The sequence below is a fragment of the Dysgonomonas sp. Shenzhen-Wh21 genome (assembly GCF_043392705.1).
In the GTDB taxonomy this organism is placed as follows: Bacteria; Bacteroidota; Bacteroidia; order Bacteroidales; family Dysgonomonadaceae; genus Dysgonomonas.
Genome location: NZ_JAIXHZ010000036.1, coordinates 24,401 through 45,807 on the forward strand (window position 1 = coordinate 24,401; position 21,407 = coordinate 45,807).

Here is a 21,407-nt window from a genome sequence, read left to right on the forward strand (position 1 = left end):
TTTGAACATAACACCTTAAATACTGTTTATTTATATACATGACCTTAAATTTATATTGTAAAAACAAAGTCTTGGTGATTTATAAAACAGGTGTGCATGCAACGAACCGACTCTATTTCCGTCTAAAAGATAATTTACAATATAAATGAATATGCGTATATACATTGCTTTATTTATATGTATAATTCCGGAGGATAATTCAATATAGAATATTAATCATAAAGAAAAAACTACATAAATATTGACAAAATTAAAAGATAAACATTATGAAACACTTTTTAAAATCAGCAACCTTTTTTGTTACACTTCTTACTTTAGCTTTCGTTATTCAAAGTTGTAATTCTGTAAAACCTATCGAAAAAGCTCAACTAGAAGGTGGTCCTTGGGTTTTAAAAACGCTCAAAGGAGAAGCTGCACAAACAGCATTTTCGGGAGAACTTCCGAATATAAATTTTGATTTTTCGAAAAACCTGCTATCTGGTAGTGGAGGTTGTAATCGTTATACAGGAGGTTTTACATTGAGTGAAAAAAATATATTTTCTGCGCCTCAATTAGCATCTACTATGATGGCATGTATGCATGCGAATAAGGAATCTGAGTTTTTAGCAGCTTTATCAACTCCTAACCTTGTGGTTTCTCTATCAAAAGAAGGGCAACTGACATTTTCGGAAGGAAAAAATGTATTATTAGAGTTCGAAAAGTCTCAAAAAACAGCCACTTCGGAAGTAACAAACATTGTTAATGTTGATAATATATCAGGAAAATGGACTTTGAGTTCTATCGAAGGGGAAGACATGGCAGCATTATTCCCCGACAAACTAGCCTCGATGGAAATAACAACAGACGGTAAAGTTTTTGGTAATGCGGGATGTAATACCTATCGCAGCACTTTCACTTTAGAAGAAAACACGATCAGATTTGGCCCTGCCATGTCGACCAAAATGGCATGTCCGAGCTTAAAAGGCGAATCTCTATTTCTTTCTAAATTGTCTACACCTCTACAAGCAGCTTTAACAGGAGATAAACTCACCTTTTTGAGCGAAGGCAAAGTTGTATTGGAATTTACAAAAGACACAGGCGATAAATAAATAACGATAAAAACAAGATAATATGGAGCTGTATTTAAGTAGAATACAGCTCTTTTTTTTATTCAATACTTTTTTTACATTTTCACTGTAACAAATTTTTGGGTTGTTTCGTCTTAGTAATAGAAAGTGGATGAAAGCGCACATCTAACAAATTTATAACGACTCAAATATAAAAACATTTATGAAAAAGTATTTAATTTGTCTAGTATTAACTATTGCGTTGGGCCAGATAGCATACGGCCAAAGTTTAAACAAGTTGATGGATAACTTATCTAAAGTAGAAAACATTGAAACCGTTAAAATCGGACCTTTTATGATGACTTTAGGAAAAGCATTCGGAGGAGTGGGTGATATGCCGGTTGCCAGAGGAATACATTCGATGGAAGTATATGACCTATCAAGCTGCAACTCTTCTGTAAAGCAAAATCTAACCGACCAAATGGCGAAATTAAAAGATGGGGACGGTTACGAAACGCTGCTCATGGCTAAAGACAAAGATGATAATGTACGCATTATGATGAAAAAGAAAAACAATACAATAAGCGACATGGTTATACTTTGTATGAGTGCAAACGACCCGACTATAGTGAAGTTTTCGGGTAAAATAAAAGAAGAGGATCTGACCCAATTAGTTCAGAAATACGACAAATAGCATCTATTAAAATTACGTAAACACAATTATAAATAAAAAAACAGAACATTATGAAAAAGTATATTTTTTCTTTAGTATTGACCTTCGTTGCAGTACAATTCACTTATGCTCAAGACTTGAATGGTTTTATGTCTGAGTTTTCGAAACAAGAAGGTGTACAACGACAATTAGTAGATCGCTCTATGCTCGATATGTCGATGAAGGCAGCCATGACTGCTGATTCAACCGGGCAAATGGTTTCCAAAATGCCGGCATTCATGCAAAAGATAGACTCTATAGAAGTTCTTGCTATTGAAAAATATAGTCCTGAGGTAAAAACTAAATTTCTGGAAGGTATTCAAAGTTTCAAAGATGGAAATGGATATGCAACCCTACTATCTGTGAATGAAGCCGACGACAATGTGAAAATTATCTCGCACAAAGAAGGTGACTTATTTACCGGTGTATACATTCTGGTATTAGATAATGAAGATGCTGTGATTGTAAAGATGTCCGGCAACCTTACCGAATCGGATCTGACGGAAATACTTAAAGAACAAAATAAAAACAAATGAGATGGATGCAGAAACTTTTAAAAAAGTGTTTCTACCATATCATCAGAAGTTATACCGAATAGCATACCGAATAGTACAGGATACAGCCAATGCAGAAGACATAGTGCAAGAAACGTTCATCAAGCTCTGGAACAAGAAAGACGAATTGGAGCAGATCGAAAATACAGAAGGCTTTGCCATTATCATCGTTCGCAACACTTGTCTCGATTACCTGAGAAAAGCAAAGAATGACTATCATACGTCATACGACACCGAAATACCCGAGAGCTCATCTCTGTCTAAGCAATTGGAAATACAGGATGACGCTGCATATGTAAAAGATCTGATAAATAAGCTACCCGATCAGCAACGGCAGGTGATAATGATGAAGCACTGGGATGGATATACCGATGAAGAAATAGAAAACATTACCGGAATAAGCCCCGGAAACATACGGGTTATACTATCCAGAGCAAGGAAAACGATAAGAGAGCAATACTCTAAAATAGAACAAAGATGAAGACAAGCGAAATAAAAAAATTAGTCGAAGCTTTTTACAATGGAGAGACTACAATAGAAGAAGAAAAGCTATTGCTAAGTTATTTTCAGAGTGAAGATATTGCGGAAGAATTGCTAAAAGAAAGGGATTTATTTCTCGACTTATACAAATCCGAGCCTATTGACGTTCCTCTTCATTTAGAAGCGAAGCTAGGCACTCTGATAGATGAACTAGCAGCAAAAGAAACAGTGAAGGTAGAACTAAAACCTGCATCAAAGAAGAAATATATACTGAGGTGGGCAGGAAGCATCGCCGCGGGTATAGCTATATTAATCACAGCAGGCATATATTTCAATAAACAGGAAAAGGCAACAACGGCACCTATAGCTCAGACCATTGATAAGACTATCGACAAGGCTGACGAACAAAAGATAAAGGAAGCGCAAGAAGCACTAGTCTTGTTATCGTCGAAGTTCAATAAAGGTATGGATCAACTGGCTTTAGTATCAACAAATCTGGATAAAACAAACGAAATATTAAATAAAACTTTCAACAGAAAAAAAGATAAAGAATCATGAAATTAAAAGGATTACTAACAGCATTTGTGTTTATGCTCAGCATTGTAGCTGTTCAGGCACAAGATAAAATGTTTGAAAGATTCTCTAACAACAAGGATATCACAACTGTATACATTTCTAAAGCTCTTCTGTCTATGGTTCCGAATATGGATACCGGAGGTATGAATGTAAAAGGTTTGGCAAATAAGTTGGAACAACTCGAAATATACACCAGCGAAAACAAAAACTCTGTCAAACAGATGATGCTTGAAGCTGAGTCTTTGAAGAAGAATAAGGCATTCGAATCTTTGATGTCTGTAAGAGAGAGCGATCAGATAATCAATTTTTATGCACAGAAAGACGGTAACAACAAATTCAAAGACTTGGTAATGGTTATAAGTCAAAATACCGAATGTACTATTATTCGTATCGTAGGTAGTTTTACGATGGAAGATATCAAAAAAGTAATGGATAAAGATAAATAGAAAGATATACTATCAAAAAAGACGCATTTTACAAAATGCGTCTTTTTTATTTATATCAGATAGTTAAATCCTTTTATGGAGATTATTCCATCTCTTTAGCCTGATTCCATAAAGCATCCATCTCGGCTAAGGTCATATCTTTTAAATTCTTATTCTGCTTTTTTGCTTCTTGTTCTATGTAATTGAAGCGGTGTATAAACTTCTGATTGGTACGTTCCAGAGCATTATCCGGATTGACTTTATACAAACGAGCTGCATTAATGAGGCTAAAAAACATATCTCCGAATTCAGCTTCTGTTTTATCTTCATCCATTTTTGATATTTCGTTTTTCAACTCTTGAAGCTCCTCAGAAACTTTATACCAAACGTCTTCTCGGTTTTCCCAGTCGAATCCTGCGTTGCGAGCTTTATCTTGTATACGGTGAGCCTTTGCAATAGATGGTAATGATGCCGGAACACCTTCAAGAATGGTTTTGTTTCCTCCCTTTTCTTTTAGTTTTAGTTGTTCCCACGATTTTTCAACCTCTCCCGCTGTTTTCGCAGCATCATCTCCGAATACATGAGGATGACGATATATTAATTTGTCACACAAAGAATGACATACATCAGCTACATCGAATGTTCCTTTCTCTTCGCCGATTTTTGCATAAAATATAACATGTAACAAAACATCTCCGAGCTCTTTTTTGATAGCCTCATCACTATTCTGAATAATGGCTTCGCAAAGTTCATAAACCTCTTCTATCGTATTGGTACGCAAGCTCTCATTTGTCTGTTTTGCATCCCACGGACACTTTACCCGCAACTCATCCATGATATCGAGCAAACGTCCAAAGGCTTCCATTTTTTGTTCTCTTGTATGCATCATCGTATATAAATTTAGAGAAAGCAGGCTGCTGCCTGCTTTCATTTTATTTTACTTCTTCTTTTTTCTTTTTGAAATTATCCAATCCTTTTTTCAGGAATTCGATGTATTTATTTACATCTTCATCGTATGCGTATGATGGTCCTATTGGTTTTCCGGCATGGTCTAAAAGAACATAATAAGGCTGAGAGTTTGTCGCAAATTTATGTCGTTGCAGATAACTCCATTTGTCACCAATAGTTCTCAATTTTGTAGTCTTACCGTTTTCCTGAACTTCCATCACTTCACTCAATTTGGTTTTGTCGTCTACCATCAGGGTGATGAGTACATACTCTTCGTCAAGCAATTGTTTTACACGCGGGTCTGTCCAAACAGAAGCCTCCATTTTGCGGCAGTTTACACAGCCATAGCCCGAAAAGTCTATAATAACAGGTTTGTTTTTCTCCTGAGCATATTTCATGCCTGCCTCATAATCTTCAAATTTGGCATGAACAACTCCATTATAAAGGCTAAAGTCCTGAGTATATAATGGTGGTGCAAATGCACTGATTGCTTTAAGAGGAGCACCCCATAACCCTGGAACCATATACACCGCAAAAGCAAATGAAACAATAGCCATAAGTAAGCGTGGAATAGATACATATTTCAGATCACTGTCGTGCGGTAGTTTCAATTTACCTAATAAGTAAACTCCAAGTAGAACGAATATCACAATCCATAATACGAGAAATACTTCACGGTCTAATATACCCCATTTGTATGCAAGGTCGGCTACTGATAAGAATTTCAGTGCCAGCGCCAGTTCTAAGAATCCTAATACAACTTTTACTGAGTTTAACCATCCGCCCGACTTCGGCATACTTTCGAGCCAAGAAGGGAATATTGCAAATAGAGAGAATGGAATCGCCAAAGCTACAGCAAAGCCCAACATCCCGATTGCGGGAGCTATTATGCTACCCGACCCGGCAGCCTGTACCAACAATGTGCCTATGATAGGCCCGGTACAAGAGAATGAAACGAGTGCTAGTGTAAAAGCCATGAAGAAAATACTGATAACACCTGTTGTAGAATCGGCTTTCTGATCCATTTTGTTCGTCCATGAAGACGGTAAAACCATCTCGAATGCACCGAAGAATGATATGGCAAATACAACCAACAAAGCAAAGAATAACAGATTGAATATGGCACTCGTAGCTAAATCATTCAGAGCACTGGCTCCAAATATTCCGGTTATTAATAATCCGAGGGTAACATATATAATGATAATTCCCACTCCGTAGGTAATCGCATCTTTTATTGCTTTTCCTTTGTTTTTCTTATTTCGTTTAAGGAAAAAACTGACGGTCATAGGTAGCATCGGCCATACACAAGGTGTAAGTAGGGCAATAAGCCCACCGCCAAAACCTCCCAAGAAAATCCAAAGGAGAGACATGTCTGAGGTATCACCCGCAGCACCATAAGCTTTCAGTTCGCTTATTACAGGTGTCCAAAGTTCTTCGCTACTTACGTTTGCTGTAGTACTTGATACCGATGAAGATAAGCTGTCGGCTTGAACTTGTTCGGCTGATAATCCTTCAGAGGCACTATCGGATTCGCCTGCTTTAGCTGCAATAACTGTAGCCGGTAAATCTTTTGATTTGAAATCCAGATCAATTTTTATTGGAATACACTGCCCGTCAATCTCGCTACATACCTGTCCACGAAAATCACCTTCGAGAGCAAAAGCAGCTTTGTCGGTTATTTTAAGTTTTTGAACAAAAGTAGCCTGATTCTCATAATAGCCATACTCCATCTGAAATATGTCGTCATATTTTTTCTTCAACTTGGAGTTGACTGCTTGCAGATTACCGATTTTAGTTGCACCCTTCAGCTTATCGATTGATATCGTTGTGGGCATCGGTCCATTTTCGGGAATAGTTATGTCAAAAATATGCCATGTAGGATCTATTCGAAAAGTTGTTGTTAATTCAACTTCTCCGTTTCCTTTATCAACAAGCTTGGTTGTCCACGACGCAGGTTGTTGCGCATAAAGCGATACTGACAGAACGATTGATAGGAAAAATAAAAATGATATTTTTTTCATAGAAAGTATCTATACGAATTATTTTAAAATAAGAAGTCCAAAGTTAGTAAAAAGACTCTATATAGATAGATAGCCCAATTGCTTTTATGATTAATTTACTTATTTATATTTATAGATATTTACTTATCGTAATAGTCTTTATTTTTTATTAATTAATACTTAAACTTGATATATTCGGGTTCTTCTTTTATTTCTGAATATGGAGAATAGCTTTGGTCGCTATGGCGCACATAGCGTCCGTCCTCAATAGATTTGTCTACGTACTTCTGTGGTATAATATATCCCATCATCTCAGCCAGTACATATATTGTGCTCGAATTGTTGATCAGCTTGGTTACAGGATCAATGTATTTATCCATTACGGAATTAATCCTACTTTCGTTCTTCTGTATGGTTATAAGTGGAATATCATATTGGGCAATACCATTTTTCCAAGGGCCGTGTCCTTTACCTAGTATCTCTCCATGATCCGAAAAGTGGAAAAAGACAGCCGTGGAGTCTTGTTGCATCACCTTGTATATTTCACGCATTACCCTGTCGGTATGATGTATAGAACGGTCGTAGTCTGTTTGCAGGGATGAACCCGAGCTTGGTATTGCTTCGGCATCTATATTATCATACCTATCCGAATAGTTATTATGGCTTCCTACCAGATGTATAATAAAGAACTGTTTTTTACCGGGTTTATGCTCTTCTTTTAGTATCGGGATAAGATCGAAATCGTCATTAGCTAGATACCCTCCTTTAGTAAATACCGCTTTGTTTGTTCCGGCAGCTAAATAACCTAAATAAGAATCTTGAATCCCCGACGCTCCTTGATTAGACAACCAATAAGTTTCATATCCCGCATCATTTGCTAGGTTTATAAGTGTTTTCTCTTGATAAAACGGGGTCATATCTGTTGGCGATGCAAAAGACAAGGCTATTCGTAAAGCATTTCGTGTAAAAGCTGCTGCCGCAATACCATCATAGTAATTTATAGAGGAGGGTGTAGTCTGTGCCAAGCTATCCAAAAACGGAGTTGTTTTTATCGGATAACCGTACAGAGAAAGATGTTTGCGATAGGCACTCTCTCCGATAACAATATATATTTTTTCGGGTTTTTGTACTGTATCGCTGAGTAGTAATCCTTCGGGAAGCTTTTTACTACTCTGATCAGAGAACTTTCGTAGTTGCGCCATCTCTTCTTGGTAAGCTATAATTGTTGCTATATTGCCATAGAGAATCGGTGCATACATATTTACTTTATCTTGCCCTACCCGAATAGGGAATTCTGTAAACAGGTCTTCTTGATATTCGTAAGCGATGCGTTTATAGCAGACAAATGGTAGAAATAAAAAGATATAAATCAATAATCCGATTAAAGACCATTTTATAGAGAGCCTAGCTTCCTTAAGTTCTTTTTCGGATAACCACAGAAGAAGAGTTGTCGTAGTTAATGCTATCAGACCACCGATCACTACTCCACCTTTCAGCATACTCGCAGCTTCTGTCGTATGCGTTTCGAATATCGAAGCCATCATATCCAGCGAAATATCGCTCCCTAAGACAAATGCGAAATAGGCATTGAACGTAAGTATAAATGCGAGTATAAATGTAATTATAAATGTGTATTTGGTCTTGGCTAATATATTTAGGACGAATAGGAATGAAGCTGCATGTATGGCCATCGGAACACTGGGCGCTAAATCGATAGGCAGAAAGGCTATCAGACCAATATATATTAGAGCCAGTATAGTAAATTTATATCTGTATATAAGTTTTCCTATCCACTTTGTATATTCTTTAATCTTAGTCATTAACGGGGTAAAAAGTCGTGCTTAAGTTGATGAGCAAAGATATTATTTTTTGCTATGAAATTTATATTAAAAGATGTTCTTTTTTATTTAATTTTTTAATACATTCGCTTCCTATTTTAACATTTTACACTATGAAAAACTGAATTTATGAAAAAGAAATTATTTTTATGCCCATTTATTTCTTTAGTATTGTTAGCCTCTCTTAATGCCCAAAATAATTATAAAAAAGGCTATGTTATAACCAATGATAACGATACAATATCTGGCTTGATCGATTTTAGGACGGATGCCATAAATGCAACACGATGTACATTCAAATCTGAGCAGGCTGAAAAAACATATTATCCTGGTGATATTGCTGGTTATAGATTCTCAGATGAAGGAAAATATTATGTAACACGTGACGTGACAATAGATAGTATTCCCCAGAAATTCTTTCTAGAATATCTTGTAGAAGGTGTGATGAACCTTTATTACTATGATACGACTGCTAAAAAATACTTTTTCTTCGAGAAAGATGGTAAGATGATAGAAATCTCGAAAGTGCCAGATGTTGAAAGGGATCGACGTATTATTCTGGATAATAAATATAAGAATTTTATTAGCTATTATTTTAATGATTATCCATCTATTGTGAATAATTTGAATAAGATGGATTTTAGTCAAAAGACTTTTATTGAAATAGCAAAAACATATCATGATAAAGTATGTACTACGGGAGAAGAATGCGTTATCTTTGAAAATAAGCATCCGGATGAAAATTCTATCAAAACGGCATTCTCTGTTTATGCAGGAGTACAGCTACAAACTTATTCTTTGAATAGTTATTCGGGATATAGCTACTCTACCCTTAACAGAATGCAACCTGTTATAGGAGGAAAGATGAAATTGTTTAATCCTCGCTGGTCTAGATCATTTGCCTTGCAATTGGATATGTCTTTTTCGCGTTTTTCTTTTTCTCAAGCTCTTCCATATTTTCTTGATGGAGAATCAGAATTCAAATTGAAAGCTATAATTATTACAGGAAAGTTAGGTGCAGAGTACAAATTTTCATTAAACAAAATACAGCCAATGATAGGTGCCGGAATAGCTTATACAAACTTGCTGGGGGACGACAGTAAATTTATGGTTAGCGAATGGTCTGATAATTGGCAAAAATACGAACTTCGAAGCCCATTTGTAGGTTGTTATCTTAATATAGGAGCATCTTATATGCTGAAAAACAAACATTCTGTCTTTGTTCAGGCTTCAATGGAACGATATCTGAAAGAAGATACATCAAAAGAAAACTATAATGATCGATTCAAATCCTATAACATAGTTTTAGGATATACCTTCTAATGGGATAATACGAAATAAAAAATCCTTTACTTATACATAGTCCTATAAGTAAAGGATTTTTTATTTGTTCAACGCTTCTTTTAGAGCTTTTACTGCCTCTTTTATATTGGCACTTTCTTTTAGTAATGTGATAAATTTACTTCCGATAATTGCTCCACTAGCATTCCCTTGTGCTGCTTCTAACGTAGCTTTGTTAGATATACCGAATCCAATCAAACGGGGATTGCGAAGATTCATTTCGTTTATTTTTCGGAAATAAGCTTGCTTTTTATCATCAAAATTACTCTGTGCACCAGTAGTAGACGCAGACGAAACCATGTAGATAAAGCCATCGGTATGTTCATCTATCAGGCGAATACGCTCATCTGATGTTTCAGGGGTGATGAGCATAACTATTTTTATATCGTATCTGTCTGCTATTGGTTTATATTGAGATATATAGTCATTGAATGGCAGATCGGGAATGATAGCTCCGTCTATACCTGTTTCTTTGCATTGTTTGCAAAAGTTCTCAAAACCATATTGCATAATCGGATTGAGATAACCCATCAGGATGAGAGGTATCGTTACCTCGCTACGGATGTCTTTCATTTGTTCGAACAAGACCTTTAATGTCATGCCATTGCGAAGAGCAATTGTTCCACTTTCCTGAATAGTCGGGCCATCAGCCATCGGGTCTGAAAATGGAATGCCTATTTCTATCAGGTCCATACCGTTTGATTCTAATTCGCGAATAACATTGCAGGTATCATCTAATTGCGGAAACCCTGCAGTAAAATAGATGGATAATATATTCTTTTGTTTCTTTTCAAACAGTTGCTTTATTCTATTCATTTCTCAGTTGTTTTATAAATTGATCAAGTAGTTGTATGTCTTTTAACCCCGGTTCTATTTCAAATTTGCTATTAAGGTCTACTCCATATAGCCGAGGGTGCTTTATTGCTTTCATTTGCTGAATGTCTTCAGCTGATATCCCTCCACTAAGGAAAAATGGAGTATCTCCATTATAAGTATCTAGTATTGCCCAATCGAATTTTTTCCCTGAACCGCCATATTGTGGGGTTTTGGTATCGAATAAGAAATATCCCCGAAGCCCCTCGTATGCTTTAGTCTGTTCAAAGTCATAAGACTCGGAAATACAGAAAGCTTTAATTATAGGCATAAACTTGTTTAACTCGCTACAAAAGTTTGGAGATTCGTTTCCGTGCAATTGGATTAAGTCTAACTTATATTTGTCAATCATTTCAACGATGAAATCTATTCCTGAATTCACAAATACGCCTACTCTTTTGATATTACTAGAGTCTATATTCCCTACGTCTTGCCATAGTTGATAATCGATATAGCGGGGTGATTTCTGATAGAATATCATACCCATATAATCAATAGGTAATTTGTTTAACTCCTGTATATTCTCAGGATATTTCATCCCGCAGACTTTTATCTTCATGCCAATTGGTTTATAAAGTCTTCCAATGCTTTCCCCGGATTACTTGTTTTCATAAAATTTTCTCCCATCAGGAATCCTTTATATCCTGTCTGTTGCAGATCGATGACTGTTTGAGGTTCAGATATACCACTTTCGGATATCTTAATAAAGTCGCTCGGTATCTTATCTGCCAAGTCAAAAGAGATTTGTATATCTGTAACAAAGGTTCCCAGATTGCGGTTGTTGACCCCTACAACGTCTACTTTATCATTGATATGATGAAGTTCCTGCTCATTATGAATTTCCAACAAAACATCAAGGTGTAGTTCCTTTGCTTTCTGTGCCAGTTGTTTCGTTTCATCTATCGTCAGAGCTGAGGCAATCAGTAATATGGCACTGGCTCCCGATATTTTAGCCTGATACAATTGGTATTCATCCACTACGAAATCTTTACGTAATAATGGCGTTTTTGTAAGACTTCCGGCTAATTCTAGATCAGCTAATTCCCCTCCAAAGAAATCCATGTCGGTAAGTACAGATATTGCACTAGCACCGTTTTGGGAGTATAGAGGAATTACATCTTCTATTTTTGCATCTTTAAAAATCCAGTTACGAGAAGGTGAACGACGCTTAAATTCCGCAATAATTCCTGTTCTTGAATTCTTGATAGCTTCTTTAAAAGAGGCAGGAGTAGTGATTGTCGATAATCTTTTTTCTAACTCGTTGATAGAAGTTTCTTTTTTATTTCTTTCTACTTCCAACCGTTTGTTTGCAATTATCTTATCTAAAATACTAGTCATATCTTATTTCTTTTCTATTGTTTTTCTTTCTTCAGAACGTTAATAACAGAGGCCAATGCTACAATGCAAATGCCAAACATACCTATCAGTGCATAAGAATATCGCAAGTTGGTTGCACTTGCAATATAGCCAATTAGAGGAGGTCCCATCAAAAAGCCGAGGAAACTCACACTGGATACTAATGTCAGTGCTATACTTGTTGATATTTTTGTTTTCTGTCCGGCAATACTATACACTGTGGGCACAATACCCGCCGTACCCAATCCGATAATCATAAAGGCTATGATAGTAGTTATGAAATGCGGAAAAGCTACAGCAGCGAACAGTCCTGTTGCTATAAGGATACCTCCTACTTGAACAACACGTTGCGAGCCCCATTTCTGAGTGGCTTTGTCGATAACAAATCGTCCTGATGCCATGGTTATCATATATGCTGCGAGCCCGATAGGAGCCATATGTGCGGGAGTCCCTACTACATCTATCAGATAAAGCCCGCTCCAGTCGGCCATAGCACCCTCGGCAGCCATACCACAAAATGCAACAATACCCAGTAAGAACAGAAACTTCTCCGGCTTATTCTTTTTCCTAGCTGCAATATCCGACGGGTCTTTTTGCTTTTTAAGATCAGCCTGAAGATAGCGCATATTGAGATAGACAGCTATAAGAACAAGTGTTCCGATGATGCAAAAATGATAGATAGGTTTGAACTTTAGCGATGCCATTAACAGCCCTACGGATGCACCGGCCAATCCTGCCAAGCTCCACCCTCCATGAAAGGAGGCCATGATCGGTTTATTATAAGTAGCTTCAAGCGTTACAGCCTGAGTATTGACTGATATATTGCAGAAATTGCCGCAAAAGCCGAAAAATATAAGACTCATAATCAAGGCATATTCAGAACCAGAAAGCCCTATAAGTAGTAATGCTAAGACATAGCCTGTAAGAGCTAAGGGTAGAATACGTTTACTTCCTACTCTGGATATGAGTAAGCCTGATATAGTCATCCCGCATATTTGTCCGATAGGGATCATTAACAGGATAGTACCCCATGCGGCATCACCCAGTCCCAACGAATTCTTTATGTCGGGAATTCGGCTAGCCCAGCTGGAAAAGCACATACCCGAACAAAAATACAGACAGAAAATAGCTAGTCGTATACGTTCTTTCGATGTTGTATTGGTCGTTATATCCATTATTTACGAGCTAATAGCTCTATTTTGTTTAACCATTTTTCCCGTTGTTCGGGAGTCGATCCTTTTATTGTTGCCAGATAAGTTGTTCTGATATTTTTGATACCGCAAAATGCGCCGATATTTTTTCTTATCATTTTTCCTCCGATATCTTTCACTATCCATTTGTAATAAAAAACAGGAGCATCCATTGTACTGATGATTTCAGATGTTTTTCCCATCAATAGCTTTTTGGGAAACGGAGACTTTTCCTGATATTCAAAAGTGAATCCTGGAAGGAATAACCTTTCTATAAATCCTTTCAATAGAGCAGGAGGGGATGCCCACCATGTAGGGTAAATCCAAACAATATGTTCTGCCCATTGCAACTTGTCCCAAGCTTCCAACAGATCGGGTTCAAGTTCCGTTCTTTTGCGATAGCCATACATCAGTATGGGGTTGAAGGTCATTTCAGCGAGGATGATCTCTTTTACTTCATTTCCTTTTGCCAGAGTACCTTTCTTGTATTGCTGATGCAGCCCAAAGCAAAAGCTTTCTTTGTCGGGATGTCCGTTAATTATTAAAACTTTTTTCATATCAGAGTATCGTTGATATATTAAGTGTTTAACTCCAAGAATCTCAAAAATGTATCTTTTAGCCTTCCGCTTTCTATTGTTTCCCGCGCTTGTGCAATGCTATCTTCAAAAGACATATTCGGATCAATTGTCTGAATTGCTATAGCAGCATTTGCAATCACCGCATTTTTTTGTGCTTTAGTCGCAGTATTGCAGATGATATTATCAAAAATCTTAGCGGCATCTTCCGGCGTTGCGCCACCGTCCAGGTCGGCTTCTTTGCAACGTTCAAAACCAATTAGTTCGGGGCTGTATATTTTTTCTTCAAATTTATTGATTATTTTGAAATCTCCCGTTAATGATATTTCATCATATCCGTCTAAACTATGTACAATCGAATAATCTACATCCGTTTGTTGATACATATAGAAATATAGACGTGCCATTTTCAGATTGAAAACACCTAATACCGTGCGCTTTGGTTTTATTGGGTTAACCACAGGTCCCAGCATATTGAAGAAAGTACGAACACCAAGTGCCTTACGTACGGGGGCAACCACCTTAAGCGCATTGTTGAACAGTGGGGCATGTAAGTAAGCGATATTGGTTTTGTCCAAAGATGCTTCCAGCTTGCTTACATCGGATGTGAATTTCACACCGTGCTGTTCCATTACATTGGATGCTCCACTGACTGAGGTTGCACCGTAATTACCATGTTTGGCAACCTTATATCCTGATGCGGCAACAACGAAGCAAGACAGCGTTGAAATGTTGAATGTATTCTTATTATCTCCGCCTGTACCTACTATGTCGATAGGGTTGTAAGCCGCCAGTGCATCTACATTGGCTCGCAGATCTAAAAGTGCATCTGCAAATCCGAGAAACTCATCAACGCTGATGCTGCGCATAAGAAAGACGCTGATGAATGCTGCAATTTGCGAATCATTATAGTCTCCGGCAGCCATCTTTGTCAATATTTCCTTTGCTTCACATCTGTTGAGATATTGATGCTCAAAGAGTCTGTTTAATATTTGTTTCATGTCTTTAGCTGTTAACTTATAGCTTTTAGCCGTTATTATATTTGCTAACGGCTATCAGCTAAGAGTTTATTTTACGGAACCAGATGTTCTAGTGTATTTGTTGTTTTCGCAATCTCTTCGTCGCCTAGCTCATGGTTCGATAGTTCTCCATCGAAATAACGATCATACGCAGCCATATCGATAAGCCCGTGGCCCGAAAGATTAAATAGAATTGTTTTTTGCCTTCCTTCCTCTTTTGCTTTCAATGCTTCCTGAATAGCTGTGTGTATAGCGTGTGATGATTCAGGAGCCGGAATTATACCTTCCGCTTTAGCAAACAATATAGCCGCTTCGAATGTATCGAGTTGCTTTACATCTACAGCTTCTATATATCCGTCTTTTTTCAACTGGCTGACAATGGTTCCTGCACCATGGTACCGAAGGCCACCCGCATGGATATTTGCCGGCGCAAAATTGTGCCCAAGTGTGTACATCGGTAGTAGTGGTGTATATCCGGCTTCGTCACCAAAGTCATATTCGAATTTACCTCGGGTCAGTTTAGGACATGATGCTGGCTCTGCCGCAATCAGGCGTACTTCTTTTCCTTCGGTCAGTTTATGGCGCAGAAAAGGGAATGTGATACCGGAAAAATTCGATCCGCCGCCAAAACAGCCTATTACTATATCGGGATATTCTCCGGCTATTTCCATTTGTTTTTCCGCCTCCAACCCAATGATCGTTTGATGCAGAGATACATGATTCAGAACACTGCCTAATGTATATCTACAATTCGGTGTGTTTAATGCCAGCTCTATGGCCTCCGAGATAGCTGTGCCGAGGCTTCCCTGATAAGTCGGGTTTTCTGTAATTATTTTACGTCCGGCTTTCGTACTCATACTCGGCGAAGCTATAACTTCGGCTCCATATGCTTGCATAATAGATCGGCGGTAAGGTTTTTGGTGGTAACTGATCTTAACCATATATACAGCCAGATTCAGATCGAAATGACTTGCTGCATACGATAAGGCTGCACCCCATTGTCCGGCTCCGGTTTCGGTTGTGATATTTGTTATCCCCTGCTCTTTACAGTAGTATGCCTGCGCTATTGCCGAGTTTAGTTTGTGAGAACCTACAGGGCTGACACTTTCATTTTTGAAATAAATATGAGCCGGTGTGTCCAACGCTTTTTCGAGACCGTAGGCTCGTACTAGCGGTGTAGGACGGTAATTCTTATATAGTTCCCGTATCGGTTCGGGGATTTCTATCCAACGGTCGGTATCATTTAGTTCCTGTTTAGCTAGCTCTGTGGCAAATATTGGTTCCAGATCACTTACCTCTAATGGCTTTTTTGTTGCCGGATGAAGCGGTGGTAGAGGTTTGTTTTTCATGTCCGCCACAATGTTATACCAGCTTCTAGGAATGTCGTTCTCGCTTAATAAGATTTTCTTTTTCATTATATTAGTATTAATTATTGGTTCAGAAAGTTTTTTACTATTGTTTCTCCGGCAGGAGTTAAAACAGACTCGGGATGGAATTGTACTCCATGCACATCAAACTCCTTATGCTTTAGCGCCATTATCTGTCCGTTATTGTCCGTTGCTGTTATTTCAATACAGTCAGGAAGTCCGTTATTGTCTACTATCCATGAATGATAGCGCCCAACTTCTAATTCGCTCCCTAGCGTATCAAATATATAATCGGGTTGTGTGATGTTAATCCGGGTTGCTACTCCGTGATACACATCTTCTAGGTTTTTCAACTGAGCACCAAAAGCTTCGCCTATTGCCTGATGTCCAAGGCAAACACCTAATATTGGTTTTTTGCCTGCATATTGTTTTATCAGGGGTAATAATAATCCGGCTTCGGAAGGGACACCGGGACCCGGAGAAAGAATAATTTTATCATATTTAGCAACATCTTCAAGTGCTATTTTATCATTCCTGAAAACATCCACATCTGTATAGCCCAGCTCCTTTACCAAATGAACAAGATTGTATGTAAATGAATCGTAGTTGTCGAATATCAGAATTTTCATATCGAAAGTTACTTTTAATTTTTTAATTCTTCGGCAAACCGAATAGCTTTGGCTAAAGCTCCCAGTTTGTTTTTTACCTCCATTACCTCTGTCTCAGGATTTGACTTGGAGACAATTCCTCCTCCCGCCTGATAGTATAGTGTGTTATTACGACTTAAGAATGTACGTATCGTAATAGCCTGATTAAGGTCTCCGTTAAAACCGATATAGCCAATGCAGCCGCCATATACACCACGCATTTGTTTTTCGATATCTCGTATCAGTTGCATCGCGCGCACTTTGGGTGCACCCGAGAGTGTTCCGGCCGGAAATGTATCGGCAAAAACAGATATACTGTTATTGTCTCTATCTACAGTTCCACTGACACGAGAAACGAGGTGAATCACATGCGAATAGAATTGAACATTTTTGTAAAACTCTACTTGCACGTCGTGACAGTTGCGACTGAGATCATTCCTTGCCAAATCGACAAGCATGACATGCTCTGCATTTTCTTTTTCATCATTCAGTAAGTTCTCTGAAAGGATGCGGTCTTTCTCATCGTCTCCGGTGCGGAAATACGTTCCGGCAATGGGGTCTATATAAGCTTTGTCTTTTGTTACCTTGCAATGAGTTTCGGGTGATGAACCGAAAATGCGGTACGAACCAAAGTCGAAATAGAAGAGGTATGGCGAAGGGTTGATAGAGCGTAAAGAACGATATACTTTGAAGTCGTCTCCCGCAAATTTTTGAGTGAAGCAGCGAGAAAGAACAATCTGAAATACATCGCCACGCTTGCAATGTGCGATTCCTTTCTTTATCATTTCCTGATGCTCTTCATCGGTGATCATCGATTGCTCGTCTCCGATCGCTTCGAAATTGTAGGATGGGATATTGTTATTCGTTAGGATAGCTTCAAGTTCAGGTGTCTTTTCTTGGGTGCCTTCCACTATGTTTTCTACGATGGTAAGTTCATTTTTCAGGTGATTAATAACTAATATGAAACGGTACAATATGTAGTAAAATTCAGGTACATCCGCATTTCTTAGTTTTGTATTCACCGGATCAACAGCCTCAAAATAGCGAATGGCATCGTAAGAAGTATATCCAAAGAACCCGTTTATATTTGTCTTGTTTTCTCCTTGTACATCAAATTGCTTGATAAAAGCATTGAACTTATCTGTAAGCTTTTCGTGTCCTAGCAAGGTTTCCTGATGCGTTGTATTGTTCGGATAAGTCGTGGTTATTTCATCATTGTCTACTCTGAATCTAGCAATAGGACTTATTCCTATAAAAGAATAGCTGTTTTCTCCACCGTGATAATCGGAACTTTCCAGTAAGGCAGACTCCGGATACACATCTCTTACTTTTAGATAAATTCCGACAGGAGTCTGTAAATCTGCCAGAAGGTTTTTTGTCTTTACCTGTATATTGTATTTCATACTATTTAGCTGATATTGTTAATCTATTCTCTGTTTAGCGATTGCGATAGTTTATATAGGTTTCCATGTCTTTGTCGCCACGCCCGGATAGGCAAAGCACAACTACATCGTCGGCATTGAATTGCTTTTTGTTCAGAGCACCCAAGGCATGAGCCGATTCTATGGCAGGTATTATTCCTTCCAGTTTGGTGAGTTCAAAAGCAGCATCCATGGCTTCATCGTCTGTCACGGCAAGTACTTCAGAGCGACCGATCTGAGCAAGGTGTGCGTGCATCGGTCCAATCCCCGGATAATCCAGTCCGGCTGATATGGAGTAAGGCTCTTCTATCTGTCCGTCCTCCGATTGCATGAGCAGTGTTTTACAGCCATGTATAATACCTAATCTGCCTAAGTGGATTGTTGCAGCCGATTCACCTGAGTCTATTCCTTTTCCGGCCGCTTCGGCAAGTACGATCTTTGTTTGGGGCTCATCTATAAAGTGATAAATTGTCCCCGCTGCATTGCTTCCTCCCCCTACACAAGCGATCAGATAATCGGGCGTTTCACGACCTTCTTTTTCTAAAAGTTGCTTACGGATCTCTTTGCTTATTACAGATTGCAGACGTGCCACCATATCGGGATAAGGATGAGGCCCTATGGTAGAACCAATCACATAGTAAGTATCGGATGGATGACTGCACCAGTCACGGATAGCTTCATTTGTGGCATCTTTCAATGTCATGTTTCCACTGGTTACAGGAACTACCGTTGCTCCCAACATTTCCATCTTCTGTACATTGAGCTTTTGCCGTGCAACATCTGTTGCTCCCATATATACAATACACTCCATATTCATCAGAGCACATACTGTAGCAGTGGCTACACCATGTTGTCCTGCTCCTGTTTCGGCAAGTATGCGTGTCTTACCCATACGGCGGGCTATAAGGATTTGTCCCAAAGCATTGTTTATCTTGTGCGAACCTGTATGGTTAAGATCTTCACGTTTGAGATATATCTTGCATCCGTATTTTTGGGAAAGCCTATTTGCTAAATAGAGAGGCGATGGGCGTCCTGCATAATCTCTTAACAGGTCGTTATATTCTTTCTGAAAGCTGGGGTCGTTTATGATATCCAGATATGAGTTCTTTAATGTTTCCACATTGTCATATAAAATCTCAGGAATATATGCTCCTCCAAATTCTCCATAAAAGCCATTTGTATCAACTGCGAATTTTTCCATCTTATATAGTGTTTATTTTATTGTCATAAAAAAAGCCTATCGTGAGTTACGATAGGCTTTGTATTTTAAAAATTTTCTATTTGTAAATACACACCGATTTGGCTCACGACTTTTTGAGTTGAGAGTGCCACCACCAATATGTATTTGTTAATAGAAGATTCATTATACTTTCTTTTTGTTCTTGCAAAGATATAAAAAAAATGAAACGAACAAATGCTTGACATATATTTTTTGATTTGATTAAGAATTGTTTAAATTTTAATCCTCCCTCTGCTTATCACTATGAAAGCCTATATCTTTGTTAAGACAGTATCAACCACCGAATCCTATTCGTACATAATAAATATTTAAACATGAAAAATATGCGTAATTTCATTCTCACTCTCCTTATCTTATTTTCTATCTCAGTGAATGCCCAACACAAGTCGCTAAGCTTTAATAACAATGGAAAATTTAAGATTATCCAGTTTACCGATATCCACTATAAGAAGAATGTTCCCGAATCGGCAGTTGCCTTAAAGCTAATCAGTGAAGTGCTTGATGCCGAAAAGCCGGACTTAGTTGTATTCACAGGTGATGTCATTTATGCGAAGCCGGTAAAAGAAGGACTCGATGATATCTTCAACCTTGTGATAAAAAGGAAGATACCTTGGGCCTATGTATTCGGAAACCATGATGACGAACACGAAACGTCTCGTCAGGAACTCATGGATTTCGTAACCCTCAAACCATACTGTCTTGCTCAGGCAGGAGACAAGTCTCTGAAAGGAGTAGGGAACTATATCCTCGAGGTGAAGGGAGCTTCGGAAGATAAGGTAAAGTCGGTTCTTTACTTTTTCGATTCAGGAGCTTATGCACCTATCAAAGAGGTTGGTCCTTATGACTGGCTTGCATTCAATCAGGTAGAGTGGTATAGAGCTCAAAGTGCTGCATACACCAAACAAAATGCCGGAGTGCCTTACCCTGCTCTTGCCTTTTTCCATATCCCGTTGGTTGAATACTCGATGATGAAAGCTGAGAAATACGACCAGCTGATAGGAAGCCGTGATGAGAAAGAATGCCACGGAAAGATGAACACAGGAATGTTTGCAGCCATGCGCGAAGCCGGAGATGTGATGGGTACTTTTGTAGGGCACGACCACGACAACGATTATATAGGAGAATACTATAACATATATCTCGCTTATGGACGTTATTCGGGAGGCAATACCGAGTACAACAACCTGGGTAAGAACGGATGCCGTGTCATAGAGCTCGAAGAAGGCAAACGAACTTTCTCTACTTATATCCGACTACTGGGTGGTGACAAGTTATACCCTGTAACTTACCCTGATACATTTGCCAAAAAAGCAGAAGTAAAACAATAAAATAAATGTAGAGAGGCTGTCAAAAAAACAGTCTCTTTACAATTCTACTCCTTCATATTTGGAAATCACTGAACGCCATACGTTGGGTATGCGCATCGATGATTGTGTATCTGCATCATAAGTAACGAAAACGGATTCGCAACGGCATTTTACTTCATCGTTTTTCACACTTCGTATTTGCTGAAGAAATACGCCGCTTTTGTCGCCCAGCTTTGTAATCTTGGTATCAACAACAATCTTTTCTTTGTAATAAATCGGGGAAAAGAAATCCACGTCGATATGCGCCAGTACAATCATTCCCTCAATCCAACTGACCGAAGCAGGCTTGATTACTTCAAAATAATTGGTTTTTCCTAAATCAAAAAAACTGAAGTATACATTGTTGTTTATATGTCCTAGTGCGTCTATATCGTTGAACCGGATTTGAACAGGGAGTGTAGCTTTAAATGTTTCTGGTTTTATTTCCATTTG

22 protein-coding genes are annotated in these 21,407 nt (G+C 38.2%); 8 read left to right on the forward strand and 14 right to left on the reverse strand.

Annotated features, from left to right (window positions below):
* Nucleotides 1–266 precede the first annotated feature (266 nt).
* From LDB17_RS01770 to LDB17_RS01795, 6 genes are all read left to right on the forward strand, one after another.
* Nucleotides 267–1,088 carry an META domain-containing protein gene (locus LDB17_RS01770; RefSeq protein ID WP_252638232.1) on the forward strand — a complete coding sequence of 274 codons (822 nt, stop codon included), beginning with the start codon at nucleotides 267–269 and terminating at the stop codon, nucleotides 1,086–1,088.
* A 181-nt stretch (nucleotides 1,089–1,269) separates the two neighbouring features.
* Nucleotides 1,270–1,740, forward strand: coding sequence for a DUF4252 domain-containing protein (locus tag LDB17_RS01775; protein ID WP_252638231.1), 471 nt, complete (start codon nucleotides 1,270–1,272; stop codon nucleotides 1,738–1,740).
* Nucleotides 1,741–1,790: 50 nt separating this feature from the next.
* Nucleotides 1,791–2,294: a DUF4252 domain-containing protein gene (locus tag LDB17_RS01780; protein WP_252638230.1), complete on the forward strand. Its 504-nt coding sequence runs from the start codon at nucleotides 1,791–1,793 to the stop codon at nucleotides 2,292–2,294.
* Nucleotide 2,295: 1 nt separating this feature from the next.
* Nucleotides 2,296–2,793 (forward strand): RNA polymerase sigma factor, encoded by a 498-nt coding sequence (locus tag LDB17_RS01785; protein ID WP_252638229.1) that lies wholly within the window; start codon nucleotides 2,296–2,298, stop codon nucleotides 2,791–2,793.
* Complete coding sequence (locus LDB17_RS01790) at nucleotides 2,790–3,350, forward strand: hypothetical protein (RefSeq protein ID WP_252638228.1); 561 nt, start codon at nucleotides 2,790–2,792, stop codon at nucleotides 3,348–3,350. Before LDB17_RS01785 ends, LDB17_RS01790 begins: the two co-directional genes overlap by 4 nt.
* Nucleotides 3,347–3,814, forward strand: a complete 468-nt coding sequence (locus LDB17_RS01795) for a DUF4252 domain-containing protein (protein ID WP_252638227.1) — start codon at nucleotides 3,347–3,349, stop codon at nucleotides 3,812–3,814. Before LDB17_RS01790 ends, LDB17_RS01795 begins: the two co-directional genes overlap by 4 nt.
* 82 nt (nucleotides 3,815–3,896) lie before the next feature.
* Here the strand turns inward: LDB17_RS01795 and mazG are convergent, their stop codons facing one another.
* From mazG to LDB17_RS01810, 3 genes are all read right to left on the reverse strand, one after another.
* Nucleotides 3,897–4,679 carry a nucleoside triphosphate pyrophosphohydrolase gene (gene mazG / locus LDB17_RS01800; protein ID WP_252638323.1) on the reverse strand — a complete coding sequence of 261 codons (783 nt, stop codon included), beginning with the start codon at nucleotides 4,677–4,679 and terminating at the stop codon, nucleotides 3,897–3,899.
* Nucleotides 4,680–4,725: 46 nt separating this feature from the next.
* Entirely contained in the window at nucleotides 4,726–6,762 is a 2,037-nt protein-coding gene (locus LDB17_RS01805; RefSeq protein ID WP_252638226.1) for a cytochrome c biogenesis protein CcdA, read from the reverse strand.
* A 152-nt stretch (nucleotides 6,763–6,914) separates the two neighbouring features.
* Nucleotides 6,915–8,561: a phosphoethanolamine transferase gene (locus tag LDB17_RS01810; RefSeq protein ID WP_252638225.1), complete on the reverse strand. Its 1,647-nt coding sequence runs from the start codon at nucleotides 8,559–8,561 to the stop codon at nucleotides 6,915–6,917.
* 147 nt (nucleotides 8,562–8,708) lie between these two features.
* Here LDB17_RS01810 and LDB17_RS01815 point away from each other — a divergent pair, with 147 nt between their 5' ends.
* A complete protein-coding gene (locus tag LDB17_RS01815; protein WP_252638224.1) occupies nucleotides 8,709–9,902 on the forward strand; it encodes an outer membrane beta-barrel protein in 1,194 nt (397 codons plus the stop codon).
* A gap of 60 nt (nucleotides 9,903–9,962) precedes the next feature.
* On the opposite strand, the gene trpA is transcribed toward LDB17_RS01815, so the two are convergent.
* The 10 genes from trpA to trpB form a co-directional block, all read right to left on the reverse strand.
* On the reverse strand, nucleotides 9,963–10,736 hold the full coding sequence (gene trpA, locus LDB17_RS01820; RefSeq protein ID WP_252638223.1) for a tryptophan synthase subunit alpha: 774 nt from the start codon (nucleotides 10,734–10,736) through the stop codon (nucleotides 9,963–9,965).
* A complete protein-coding gene (locus tag LDB17_RS01825) occupies nucleotides 10,729–11,352 on the reverse strand; it encodes a phosphoribosylanthranilate isomerase (RefSeq protein ID WP_252638222.1) in 624 nt (207 codons plus the stop codon). The genes trpA and LDB17_RS01825 overlap by 8 nt, the downstream gene beginning before the upstream one ends.
* Entirely contained in the window at nucleotides 11,349–12,131 is a 783-nt protein-coding gene (gene trpC / locus LDB17_RS01830; protein ID WP_252638221.1) for an indole-3-glycerol phosphate synthase TrpC, read from the reverse strand. The genes LDB17_RS01825 and trpC overlap by 4 nt, the downstream gene beginning before the upstream one ends.
* Before the next feature lie 14 nt (nucleotides 12,132–12,145).
* On the reverse strand, nucleotides 12,146–13,324 hold the full coding sequence (locus tag LDB17_RS01835) for an MFS transporter (protein WP_252638220.1): 1,179 nt from the start codon (nucleotides 13,322–13,324) through the stop codon (nucleotides 12,146–12,148).
* Nucleotides 13,324–13,896, reverse strand: a complete 573-nt coding sequence (locus LDB17_RS01840; RefSeq protein WP_252638219.1) for an NAD(P)H-dependent oxidoreductase — start codon at nucleotides 13,894–13,896, stop codon at nucleotides 13,324–13,326. The genes LDB17_RS01835 and LDB17_RS01840 overlap by 1 nt, the downstream gene beginning before the upstream one ends.
* Before the next feature lie 20 nt (nucleotides 13,897–13,916).
* Complete coding sequence (gene trpD / locus LDB17_RS01845; RefSeq protein WP_252638218.1) at nucleotides 13,917–14,915, reverse strand: anthranilate phosphoribosyltransferase; 999 nt, start codon at nucleotides 14,913–14,915, stop codon at nucleotides 13,917–13,919.
* 71 nt (nucleotides 14,916–14,986) lie between these two features.
* Nucleotides 14,987–16,351, reverse strand: a complete 1,365-nt coding sequence (locus LDB17_RS01850) for a TrpB-like pyridoxal phosphate-dependent enzyme (RefSeq protein WP_185091199.1) — start codon at nucleotides 16,349–16,351, stop codon at nucleotides 14,987–14,989.
* A gap of 11 nt (nucleotides 16,352–16,362) precedes the next feature.
* Entirely contained in the window at nucleotides 16,363–16,929 is a 567-nt protein-coding gene (locus tag LDB17_RS01855) for an aminodeoxychorismate/anthranilate synthase component II (RefSeq protein WP_252638217.1), read from the reverse strand.
* A gap of 14 nt (nucleotides 16,930–16,943) precedes the next feature.
* Nucleotides 16,944–18,350 (reverse strand): anthranilate synthase component I family protein, encoded by a 1,407-nt coding sequence (locus LDB17_RS01860; protein WP_252638216.1) that lies wholly within the window; start codon nucleotides 18,348–18,350, stop codon nucleotides 16,944–16,946.
* Nucleotides 18,351–18,384: 34 nt separating this feature from the next.
* Nucleotides 18,385–19,569: a tryptophan synthase subunit beta gene (gene trpB / locus LDB17_RS01865; protein WP_252638214.1), complete on the reverse strand. Its 1,185-nt coding sequence runs from the start codon at nucleotides 19,567–19,569 to the stop codon at nucleotides 18,385–18,387.
* A gap of 362 nt (nucleotides 19,570–19,931) precedes the next feature.
* On the opposite strand from trpB, the gene LDB17_RS01870 reads away from it, so the two are divergent.
* Complete coding sequence (locus LDB17_RS01870) at nucleotides 19,932–20,936, forward strand: metallophosphoesterase family protein (protein ID WP_252638212.1); 1,005 nt, start codon at nucleotides 19,932–19,934, stop codon at nucleotides 20,934–20,936.
* Nucleotides 20,937–20,972: 36 nt separating this feature from the next.
* Here LDB17_RS01870 and LDB17_RS01875 read toward each other — a convergent pair whose 3' ends face one another.
* A complete protein-coding gene (locus LDB17_RS01875) occupies nucleotides 20,973–21,404 on the reverse strand; it encodes a thioesterase family protein (RefSeq protein ID WP_252638210.1) in 432 nt (143 codons plus the stop codon).
* Between the last annotated feature and the right edge of the window lie 3 nt (nucleotides 21,405–21,407).